A 7,752-nucleotide genomic window follows, 5' to 3' on the forward strand; every position below is an offset into this window, starting at 1 on the left:
CGACGCAGACCATCGCGCTGATCGGCGCGGCCGTCGTGCTGCTCGGGCTGTTCATCGCGATCGAGTCGCGCGCCGCGCATCCGCTGATGCCGCTCACGCTGTTCGCCGCGCGCAACGTGGCGCTCGCGAACGCGATCGCCGTGCTGTGGGCAGCCGCGATGTTCGCGTGGTTCTTCCTGTCCGCGCTGTACATGCAGCGCGTGCTCGGCTACGGGCCGCTGCAGGTCGGCCTCGCGTTCCTGCCGGCGAATTTGATCATGGCCGCGTTCTCGCTCGGGCTGTCGGCGCGCATCGTGATGCGTTTCGGCATCCGCGGCCCGATTGCCGCCGGCCTGCTGCTCGCGGCGTGCGGCCTCGCGCTGTTCTCGCGCGCACCGGTCGACGGCGGTTTCGTGTGGCACGTGCTGCCCGGCATGACGCTGCTCGGCATCGGCGCGGGCGTCGCGTTCAACCCGGTGCTGCTCGCCGCGATGAACGACGTCGACCCAGCCGATTCCGGGCTCGCATCGGGCATCGTCAACACGTCGTTCATGATGGGCGGCGCGCTCGGGCTGGCGATCCTCGCGAGCCTCGCCGGGGCCCGCACCGACGCGCTCGCGGCGGCGCAAGCCACGCCGCTCGACGCGCTGAACGGTGGCTACCACGCGGCCTTCGCGTTCGGCGCGGCGTTTGCCGCCGTGGCCGCGCTGACCGGTTTGGCGCTGCGCATCCGGCCGCCCCGCGCGATCGAAGGCACCGGCCCTGCGATGCACTGACCGTCGGCGGGGGAACCGGAAGCCGGAAGCCGAGAACCGAGAACCGATCGGAGCAGGGCACGCGTTGTCGCGCCTCTTTTTTATGCGCGTCGGACGTGCGCCGTTTAAGCCCGATTCGTCATCGCTTTCAGGCCGATCATCACCGTCGGCCGCGCCCCTGCTCAAACGCCCGTTTCACGTCCCGCCGGCCGCCGCCGTGCGCGCCTCCCCGGCCGATTTTTAACGCAGTCGTACGTTGACGCGTCACTTTTGCGACAATGGCGGACTTTGATGCGCGCGCCGCGGCCGCGCGCCGCCGCCGAACGCCGCATAACCGCCTGCTCCGATGTCGCTTCCCCATATCGATCTGCTGTACTCGCTGTCCGGCCTGTTCGTCGGCGTTCTCGTTGGCCTCACGGGTGTCGGCGGCGGTTCGTTGATGACGCCGATTCTCGTGCTGCTGTTCGGCGTCCACCCCGCGACGGCGGTCGGTACCGACCTGCTGTACGCAGCCGCGACCAAGGCCACCGGTACGCTCGTCCACGGCCTGAAAGGCTCGATCGACTGGCGCATCACGAGCCGGCTCGCCGCGGGCAGCGTGCCGGCCGCGGCGCTCACGCTGTGGTGGCTGCATACGCACGGGATGAACACGCCGGGCACCGCGCGGATGATCCAGCTCGTACTGGGCGTCGCACTGCTGCTCACGTCGCTCGCGCTGATCTTCCGCCCTCAACTGACCGCGTTCGCCGCCCGCAACCCGCTCGCGCCGAGCCCCGCGCGCACGCTGTGGTCGACCGTGCTGACGGGCGCCGTGCTCGGCGTGCTCGTGTCGATGACGTCGGTCGGCGCCGGCGCGATCGGCGTCACCGTGCTTCTGCTGCTGTATCCGCTGCTCGCCACGACCCGCATCGTCGGTTCCGACATCGCGCATGCGGTGCCGCTCACGCTGGTCGCGGGCATGGGCCACTGGCTGCTCGGCTCGGTCGACTGGTCGATGCTGCTGTCGCTGCTGCTCGGTTCGCTGCCCGGCATCGTGATCGGCAGCCTGCTGTCGGCGCGCGCGCCCGAGCGGCTGCTGCGCAATCTGCTCGCGTCGACCCTGGTCGCGGTCGGCGTGCGGCTCGTGCTGGCGTAAGCGGCCTCTCACGCCTGCCGAAATACGCCGCCTCAGTGCGTGCCCCCAAACCACCTGTCGCCTGTCTTGACGGACGACCAAGCGGGTTTCACGACATACCGGTCAGGGCACGTGCAACAGGCAAGTATTTCGCCAGGATGCCCAGCATGGTGGCGGCCTCGGCTTTCGACACCGGCGGAAACGGCGAAACGTACGACGTGCCGTTGCGTCGCTCGTGTGCCTTCGTGATGAAAGCGAATTCCGGGGCGCTCACACCCAACGAGGTGGAGACGCGCTGGATAGCCAGGTTGCGGCCGGCATCTTTGGTCCTCACCTCGTAGAACTCCAGAACAGCCTGTACGACCTGGAAGTAGCCTTCGTAGGCCAAGGTAAATACCTGCAAATGCCGGGCGGGATCCAGTTCGTCGGCAGTGGCCTTGTAATCCTCCGCATTGCGCAGGAAGCCCGCGATTGCCCCGGATGTCGGCGCAACCGCATCGAAGGCTCTCGTCTTGATAAGGTTTTCGTATTCGGTCGGACGTGACATCACAAAATCCTCAAAGTCGGTCCCTGGGCGATCTGCGCGATGACGGGATCGCTATCGACCAGCGCGGCCCATTCGGCAGGTTCGTACAACGAGAAGTTGATGGGACGCTGCAGATCATGCTCGGCGGCGTGCAAGGCTTCGGCCAACTCGAGAAGCTGGGCGTCGCCGATGACGATCAGGTCGATGTCGCTTCGGCTGCTGTCGGTACCCTTGGCCACCGAGCCAAACACGAAGGCCGTGGAAATATGCCCGGCAAAAGGCGACAAGGCTTCCTTCAACGGCTCTGCGACAGCGAACGTCTTTCGCGCAATCTCGACGAGTTCCGGATAGAGGACGAAGTCCGTATTGGCGCGGATGCTCCGCTGCCGGCCTCGGCGCGCGTCTTCCTTGAGTACGCCGGCCTCGATCAGCCGGTCTATCTGCTTTTGAGCGCTGCCGTGTCCACTGCTTGCCAGACGCAGCAATTCCTGCAGCGTAAAGCAGCGGTCGGGTTCTAGCAGCGTGGCACCCAGCACACGTTGCATGCCGGGTGTGAGGAGAAAGTCGGCGACGCCCACAAAAATCCTTGAGTCGGGGATGACTGTCCTCATTATGAGGATTTTTCACTTAATCCTCAATAGAAGGATATAAATCCCCATTTTGAGGATTAAGTGCGCCGTCATCCGCGACTTCCGAGGCGACGCACGCTGCTCCGACACAAAAGCCAATGCCCCGGGAGTCCACGACTCTCGGGGCATCCGGAACAACAGCGACGTCACCAACGCACGCGACCTGAAGCACCGGCCCGCATTGCGCGAGTGCACTTGTTCGTCGCGTCGCGGCGGGCATCGCCCGCCGCCCGCCACGCTTACTGCCCCTGCTGCCGCAGTTTCTGCTGCTTCATCTGCTGCGTGCGCGCCTGCAGTTTCAGCACGCGTTGCAGCGCGGTGCGGTTCGCGAGGATACCGTCGTAGAAGCTGGCGAGATCGCCCTTCAGCGCGGTCCGCGACGCGTCGTTCAGGTAGATCATGTGGCCCGACGGGTAGTTCTTGATCGTCAGGTTCTGCGCCTTGAGCGTCGGATCGAGCGGCATCTGCGCGAGCGTCAGCTCCGTCTGGTGGAACGGCGTGACGGCGTCGAAATAGCCGTTCGCCGACAGCACCTTCAGGTCCGGGTTCACGCTCATCGTCGACGCCAGGTCGCCGGCCGTGTACAGCGTATTGCCGCCGCCCTTGTTCGCGCCGGTCGGGTCGATGTGACTGAAGTCCCAGTTGTTGAAGACCTGGTCGTTCAGGTCCACGAACGACGACGTCGACGTGTACTTGAGGTCGGTGTTGATGTAGCTGTTCCACAGCACCGTGTACGCGCCGCCGACGTTCGTGATCGACGGATCGTTGCTGCCCGAGTTCGGCAGGATGTACGGCGCGATGCCCTTGCCCGTGAAGTTCGCGCGACCATCGTACTGGCCGATCTGCGTGCCCGGCACCAGCGTCAGGAAGAACGTGTACGGCGGGTTGTCATCCGACGACGGCACGTTGCCGAGCGCGGCCGGGTTGCCGAAGGTCTGGATCAGCGACGTCGGGTCCGTGCCGATGTACGCGCCCATCTGCTGCGCGGTCGCGAGCTTCAGGTTCAGCCGCACGTTCACGAAGCCGCCGTCCTGCGGGTTCGGCTTCTGCGCGAGCGGCGCGAGCGTGTTGTCCGCGTAGTTGCGGGCCTGGACCATGTACGCGTCGAGATCGGTCGGCGTCGGGTTGAGCGTCGTCTTCTTCCAGTAGAACGCGTCGGCCGCGAGCGTCGGGAACGTGCCCGGCGCGGACAGCGCGTTCGCATAGTCGAGGATCGACGACTGCAGCGTGATCCCGTTCAGGTCGATGCCGTCCTCGTGCAGCACCCACGACACGACCGCGCTGCGCGCGGTGCCGTACGACTCGCCGTACAGGAACTTCGGCGAATTCCAGCGCGAGTACTTGGTCAGGTAGCGCTGAATGAAGCGGTCGATCGAGCGCGCGTCCTGGTCGGTGCCCCAGAAGTCCTTGTTCTTCGCCGGTGCGATCGCGGTCGAATAACCAGTGCCGACCGGGTTGATGAACACGAGGTCGGTGCGGTCGAGCAGGCTGTCCGGGTTGTCGAGCAGCTTGTACGGCGCCGGCGGCGTGAAGTTCGGGAACGACGACTGCAGGCGCTTCGGCCCGTACGAGCCGAGCAGCAGGTAGACCGACGACGAACCGGGGCCGCCGTTGTAGAAGAACGTGACCGGACGCGGCTTCGACGGGTCCGGATTGTCCTGCGTGTACGCGACGTAGAACATCTTCGCGTTCGGCGCCGACGTGACCGGATCGATCGTCGTCAGGTGGCCGGTGGTGGCCGTGTACTTGATCGTCTTGCCGCCGATCGTGACCTGGCGGTGCACGACCGCGGCGCCTTCCGTCGAATCCGTGACCGCGTCGTTCGGCCCGGTGCCGTACACGTCGGTGTCGACGTACGGCTGGTCGGCCGCGGCGGCGGTCGTTGCGTCGGTGGCGGCCGACGTGCTGCCGCTGGTCGTCGCGGCCGCGGTGGCGGCCGATGCGCTCGGGCTCGGCCCGTCGTCGCCGCCGCACCCCGTGACGAGCAGCGCCGCGGCCGCTGCGGCGGCGAGCGGTACGCTCAAGGTCGTTCCGAATAGCGCGAAACCGTCTTTCAAGGACTTCCGTGTCGTCATTATTGCCTCTCGAACAGAACGATAAATACCGCCGGCCGCAAAGGATCATTTGCGCCGGCGCTCCGCACCGGGAATGCATTCGTTATGCGACGCACTCCGAGTTTTTTACCGGATCGGCGAATACCGATCGGCACGATTTACCCCACCCATGTTTTTTGCAACCGCACAATGGAATCAATTCCATTGCCAACGACAATTCAATGATTCGCTGCAATACGGATTCATTCCGTGAATTTGCAGGCGCAACAAAAAAGACGGACAAAAGAACGCCGTGCAAAGCCCGCCCGAAAAAGCGTCTTCACTTCGAATAGACGAACGATCCCCCTCGGCGAGATACCGATTAATCGCGAAACGGCGATCATCCGGGATTCGAGCCGATTGAATAAAATCGAAAGGATCAATTAACTAAACGGAAAGGAATATTCTCGTGCCTGGAATTTATTAAATTAAGTGAAAATACCGGCGCATATTAGGTTCCGGATTTATCGCCGTAAAGTAATAATTTGTTACAGCGCTCGCCATTCGGATAAAAGGCCGTACGGGACCGATTCCAGCCGACGTCAATAAAAAAGCCGGACGACGGTCCGGCTTGCTGGAGAACGCGTGGCGGGCGCCGTCAGAGCGGCACGTCGATCGTGCCGACGCCGACGGAAATCGCGTTCGCGCCCGGCGCGGTCGAGATCGGCGGCAGGTTGGCGCTCGTCAGCGCGGGCGCGGCGCCCGGCGTGCCGCCGCGCGGCACCGTGCGGATCACCTGCGACGGCGGCAGCGGCGCGCCGTTCTTCAGATGCCGCCACATCAGGTTCAGCGCCTGCACGTTGTAGTAGTGAACCGGCACGAAGCGCGTGTCGAAGCCCGGCACCGACAGGAACGCGTCGAAGTGCTGGCCGTTCGTCACTTCGTAGAACACCAGTTGGCTGCGCCCGGCTTCGCTGATGCCGTTCTGGGCGACGTACGCGCGCGACGCATGGTTCACCGGTACGAGCGCATCGCTGCGGCCCTGCACGATGATCGCCGGCTTGCCGTGCAGGTTCGCGTTCACGCGCACCGCGTCGACGTTCGCGGGCATCCCGAGCATCCCGTTGGTCCACAGCTGGCGCAGGCACAGCGCGCCCGCGAAGCTTGCATCGGGCGTCGCAAGCCGGTGGTCGGTGCCCGCGCCGTCGTTGAACACCAGATTGATGCCGGCAGTCGGCGGCACGCCGTTGCCGACGCCGAACACGCTCGGCATCGGCGATGCAGCGGGCGCCGCGACCACGCCCGTCGCTGGGTTCGTCGTCGCGAAGCTGAAGTTGCACAGGTTGTCGGTGACGCGCGAGCGCGTGTACGCGTTCGCATAGGTGACCGCGATCGCTGGAATTGCCTGCGAATCCCACATCGGTGCCTGCAGCAGGTCGGAATCGGCCAGATAGCCGGCCGCGTGAAGTTGCGCGAGCGCGTCGGCCGCCTGGCTCTGCGTGTCGGCGCCCGCCACCAGCCCGGCCGCGGCGAGCGTCGCGCAGCGCTGCGTGCGGATCGACTGCGTGGTCGTGGCCGGCAGCGCGCTCAGGTACGGCGCGCCGGCGAGCGACGCCGACGCGGCCGCGCACGGTTCCAGCAGATTCGCGAGCGTCGCGTAATCGGCCAGCGGCCGGCCGAACGACGGCACCGGCTGGCCGCCCGCGCGGACCACCGCATTCGGCGCCATCCGCACGTTGATCTGCGGCTCGCCGACCACCACCGCGGTAATCCAGCCCCGATTGTCCTGTTCGGCGGCAGCGAGCGACGCGCCGCCGCCGTTGCTGACCGACGCGGCGATCGTCGTGATGTCGCCCGCGCGATAGCGCACGCCGTGACGGGCGCCGTCGATCACCGGTCCGAACTGCTCGTTGAGCGCCCAGTACGCGAATTCGACCGACTGCAGCGTCACGCGCCCCCAGTCCTGCTCGGGATTCTGTTGAGAGTGCGCATGCTTGAACGCATAACGGTTCGGGAAGCGGCTGTTGAATGCGGCGAGATCGCCGCTCGTCACGTTCGCGGTGAACAGGCTCGCGGTGCCGGCCAGCACCGCGTTGGCGAGCGTGCCGTCGATCAGCGTGACGGTGTCGGAACCGAGCTCGTGCGCGCCGTTGCCGCCGCCCTTGTCGTTGTAGGCCACCGCGCAGCCGCGCTTGAGCGCCCACTCGCCGGCCGCGGAAATCGCGCCGTACACGCCGCGCGAGCCGGACGACGTCGCGGTGACGATGCACGGTTGCGCGGGGTTGAAGCTCGCGGGCACCTGCACGAGCAGCGTGACGTTCTTGCTGCCGCTGCCGTCGTCGGCGTACGCGAGATATTCGGTGCCGGGGATCTTGCCTTCGCCGAGCGTGTCGTTGCCGTCGAGGTCGACGTTCGGCCCCCAGAAGCGGCCATAGCCGCCATTCGCGCTCATGTCGACGAGCGCGCGATAGTTCGACCAGATGGCGAGACGGCGCAATTCGGCGCTGGTCGGCCGCGACGGGTTCGCGAACCCGGGCGCAGTCGCCGCCGCGAGGCCGGTCTTGCCGAGGCCGGCCGTCAGCAGGTCGTCGCTCGCGCCGTCGTAGGCCGTCGTGCGCACGCTGCCGGACACGAAGCCGGGCAACCGGTTGCGCTCGGCCGACTCGTCGCCGTTGCACGCGCCGAGCATCGCGACCGCGGCCAGCGCCGCCCCCCA

Annotated in this window: 6 protein-coding genes; 2 read left to right on the forward strand and 4 right to left on the reverse strand. The window is 66.2% G+C overall.

Annotated features, from left to right (window positions below):
- Both JMF90_RS14935 and JMF90_RS14940 read left to right on the forward strand, forming a co-directional pair.
- Positions 1-755 (forward strand): MFS transporter (locus JMF90_RS14935; protein WP_201325197.1); only part of this gene is annotated, 755 nt, incomplete at its 5' end.
- Between the two features lie 325 nt (positions 756-1,080).
- Positions 1,081-1,869, forward strand: a complete 789-nt coding sequence (locus JMF90_RS14940; RefSeq protein WP_012328013.1) for a sulfite exporter TauE/SafE family protein — start codon at positions 1,081-1,083, stop codon at positions 1,867-1,869.
- Positions 1,870-1,957: 88 nt separating this feature from the next.
- Here JMF90_RS14940 and JMF90_RS14945 read toward each other — a convergent pair whose 3' ends face one another.
- From JMF90_RS14945 to JMF90_RS14960, 4 genes are all read right to left on the reverse strand, one after another.
- A complete protein-coding gene (locus JMF90_RS14945; protein ID WP_012328012.1) occupies positions 1,958-2,395 on the reverse strand; it encodes a hypothetical protein in 438 nt (145 codons plus the stop codon).
- On the reverse strand, positions 2,395-2,985 hold the full coding sequence (locus JMF90_RS14950) for a nucleotidyltransferase domain-containing protein (protein WP_006476758.1): 591 nt from the start codon (positions 2,983-2,985) through the stop codon (positions 2,395-2,397). Before JMF90_RS14950 ends, JMF90_RS14945 begins: the two co-directional genes overlap by 1 nt.
- Before the next feature lie 257 nt (positions 2,986-3,242).
- A complete protein-coding gene (locus JMF90_RS14955; RefSeq protein WP_201316754.1) occupies positions 3,243-5,078 on the reverse strand; it encodes a S10 family peptidase in 1,836 nt (611 codons plus the stop codon).
- Positions 5,079-5,694: 616 nt separating this feature from the next.
- Positions 5,695-7,752, reverse strand: a 2,058-nt coding sequence (locus tag JMF90_RS14960; protein ID WP_236597982.1) for a D-(-)-3-hydroxybutyrate oligomer hydrolase, incomplete at its 5' end; no start/stop codon positions are given.

This window comes from Burkholderia sp. E168m23 (genome assembly GCF_016586125.1).
Lineage (GTDB): Bacteria > Pseudomonadota > Gammaproteobacteria > Burkholderiales > Burkholderiaceae > Burkholderia > Burkholderia orbicola.

Excerpts from the sequence above, each read along its gene's own strand:
- JMF90_RS14940 (WP_012328013.1), top strand. The coding sequence starts at position 1,081 with ATGTCGCTTCCCCATATCGATCTGCTGTACTCGCTGTCCGGCCTGTTC.
- JMF90_RS14945 (WP_012328012.1), bottom strand. The coding sequence starts at position 2,395 with ATGTCACGTCCGACCGAATACGAAAACCTTATCAAGACGAGAGCCTTC.
- JMF90_RS14950 (WP_006476758.1), bottom strand. The coding sequence starts at position 2,985 with ATGAGGACAGTCATCCCCGACTCAAGGATTTTTGTGGGCGTCGCCGAC.
- JMF90_RS14955 (WP_201316754.1), bottom strand. The coding sequence starts at position 5,078 with ATGACGACACGGAAGTCCTTGAAAGACGGTTTCGCGCTATTCGGAACG.